The following is a 2,687-nucleotide window of genomic DNA, read 5'->3' on the forward strand; positions in this document are numbered from 1 at the left end:
AGGACCGACAGGTCATGGCTGTCACCCATCTGCCGCAGGTGGCAGCCTGTGCCGATCAGCACCTTGTAGTTGCCAAGCGAGCCGAAAACGGCACCACCCTCAGCACCGTAGACCATGTCAACGGGGAACAGCGCGTAGCTGAGATTGCCCGCATGCTGGGCGGCGAGCGGCTTTCCGGCACCACGCTGGCCCACGCCAAGGAAATGCTGGGACAGTGATGGCAGCACTGGAAATGGTTCTTATCACCGGCATGTCGGGTTCCGGAAAATCGGTTGCCCTGCATGCACTGGAAGACGCCGGTTATTACTGCGTGGACAACCTTCCACCGGAATTGCTGACGCCCTTCGTCGCACTGGAGCAGCAGCACGGCGCCCAAAAAGTTGCCATTGCCATGGACGTGCGAAGCGCAGTCTCGCTTCCCCTGGTACCCCAGCAATTGCGGCAGTTGCGCGCTTCCGGCGTGGCGGTGCAATCCCTCTTCCTGGATGCAAACACGGAAACTCTCGTGCGCCGCTTTTCCGAAACGCGCAGGCTTCACCCTCTGTCGCGCATTGACGCCTCCGACCAGCACCGGGCGTTGGTAGACGCCATAGAGCTGGAGCGGGAGTTGCTGGGTGAGATGCGCGAGCAGGCCCAYGTGCTSGACACCAGCATGATCCGCTCATCACAGCTGCAAGGCTATGTGAAGTCGCTGATCTCCGCTCCCAGCACCCAGCTCACGCTGGTGTTCGAGTCCTTTGCCTTCAAGCGGGGCGTGCCGCTGGACGCGGATTACGTGTTTGACGTTCGCATGCTGCCCAACCCACACTATGAATCGGGCCTGCGCCACCTGACCGGGCTTGATGAGGCCGTGGCGAGCTATCTCAAGGCCCACACGGAAGTGGGCGACATGTTCCGTCATATCGAGCAGTTTCTCGGTCATTGGCTGCATGCGCTGGTACGTGACCACCGGAGTTATGTGACCGTGGCCATCGGCTGCACCGGCGGCCAACACCGATCCGTCTACCTTGTCGAGGAATTGGCCGCAGCTTTTGGCCAGCAGTGGCGAACGCTGAAGCGGCATCGCGAGCTCGACGCCGTTTGAGTCCAGATAAGGCTGGGCACGGCCTCATCTTCCAGTACAGCGGGCAGGCCTAAGCGTCCCGTTCCAGCAGTTTGCGTATGGGCGCGGGCAGCCCCAGTGCAGGCCATTCGGCGGGGCCGAACCACGCACCGGGCCGTTCATCTGAAACCAAAGACCTGGGCATGGTTTGCCCGGCCCGAAAACCTGCGATCCATGGCGACAGGTGCAAGTCCTTGTGTGTCAGCACGTGGACAAAACCTGGCAGTGGATCGAGCCTTTCCCGCAAGGAAGACGGCAAATCCGCAGTCAGCGCCTCATCACTCTCAAAAACTGGCAGGCAATAAAGCCCACCCCAGATTCCCCGGCCGGGGCGCTTTTCAAGCCAGACCGAGCCATCAGGCTTCTGCGCCCACAGCAAACTCAGCGCCTGCGCACTGCGCTTGAGCTTTCGTGTCTTCACGGGATACCTGCCGGGATCGCCGGCGGCAAAACCGCGGCACAGGTTTTGTACGGGGCATAACAGGCACTGGGGCTGGCGGCCCACGCAAATCGTGGCACCAAGATCCATCAGTCCCTGCGTATAGCGCGGCATGGTTTCGGGCAGGTCCTGCTCAGGCAGCAGCTCTGCAGCCGTGTCCCAAAGCGCCCGTTCATTGGCACTTTGAGCCAGATCAGCAGAAAAACCCAGCACCCGCGTTAGCACCCGTTTGACGTTGCCATCCAGAATCGCAACACGTTCGCCAAAACAAAACGAGGCGATGGCCGCGGCGGTTGAACGGCCTATGCCTGGCAGAGTCTGGAGCTGCTCGGCCGTCTCCGGGAATCGCCCGGCATGCAATGCCATGACGTCCTGAGCGCAGCGGTGCAGATTGCGCGCGCGACTGTAATAACCCAGCCCGCTCCACAAGCCCAGCACCTCGTCTTCGCCAGCCACAGCCAGCTCCTTGACCGTCGGGAAGCGCAGGAGAAATCGCGCGTAATAGTCCAGAACCGTTGCGACCTGGGTTTGCTGCAACATGATTTCAGACAGCCAAACGCGGTAAGGATCACGCGTGTTCTGCCAGGGAAGGCTGTTGCGTCCGTGGGAAGCCTGCCAGCGCACAATTTCCCCGGCAAATCCGGGCAACTGGCATGAGGCCGTTTGCTTCACAGCAACCGCTTTCCGCCCCGCAGGTGTCTTGGTGGATTGCGACCGCGTCAACGCTCAGGCAGCCTCGGGCACCGCGGCATTTTCTGCGGCAGCGGCGCCATCCGGCGTCCTGGACTGCGCTGAAGAGCCCATCAGATGGGAAGTCAGCTCCGTGAGCTTGTTGTCCAGCTCATCGAGCACACGCTCCTGGATGTCGATTTCAGCGATCCGCTCATCCAGACCAGACGCCGCTTGCTGGATGCGCTCGATAGCTTCAAGCCTGCGGCCGAAATTGCGCCGCCGCTCGCGCAACTGCGCATCAAGCTGCGATGCCGCTGACTTGTTCCAGAGCTCAACTTCGCCAAGGGCGGATTCGTAGACCACCCGCAAGCGCGTGGCCAGGGCACGTACCAGCCGCTCGGAAAATTCCGGCTGGGAAAGTTTCAGAACATTGCCCACACCCAGATATTGCAAATGGCTGCGCTCAATTTGCTC

Annotated in this window: 2 protein-coding genes and 2 pseudogenes; 2 read left to right on the top strand and 2 right to left on the bottom strand. The window is 61.3% G+C overall.

From position 1 onward, the window contains the following. Window positions 1-218: pseudogene (locus AC1DWI_RS19165) on the top strand (DNA repair protein RecN); the annotation flags it as partial. After that, window positions 218-1,084, top strand: coding sequence for an RNase adapter RapZ (gene rapZ / locus AC1DWI_RS19170; protein ID WP_477668275.1), 867 nt, complete (start codon window positions 218-220; stop codon window positions 1,082-1,084). The pseudogene AC1DWI_RS19165 and the gene rapZ, both read left to right, overlap by 1 nt. Window positions 1,085-1,133: 49 nt before the next feature. Here the strand turns inward: rapZ and mutY are convergent, their stop codons facing one another. Beyond that, on the bottom strand, window positions 1,134-2,213 hold the full coding sequence (mutY, locus tag AC1DWI_RS19175; RefSeq protein WP_477668276.1) for an A/G-specific adenine glycosylase: 1,080 nt from the start codon (window positions 2,211-2,213) through the stop codon (window positions 1,134-1,136). A 54-nt stretch (window positions 2,214-2,267) separates the two neighbouring features. Continuing rightward, window positions 2,268-2,687: pseudogene (locus AC1DWI_RS19180) on the bottom strand (dynamin family protein); the annotation flags it as partial.

It is taken from the genome of Polaromonas sp. P3_C2, assembly GCF_056402675.1.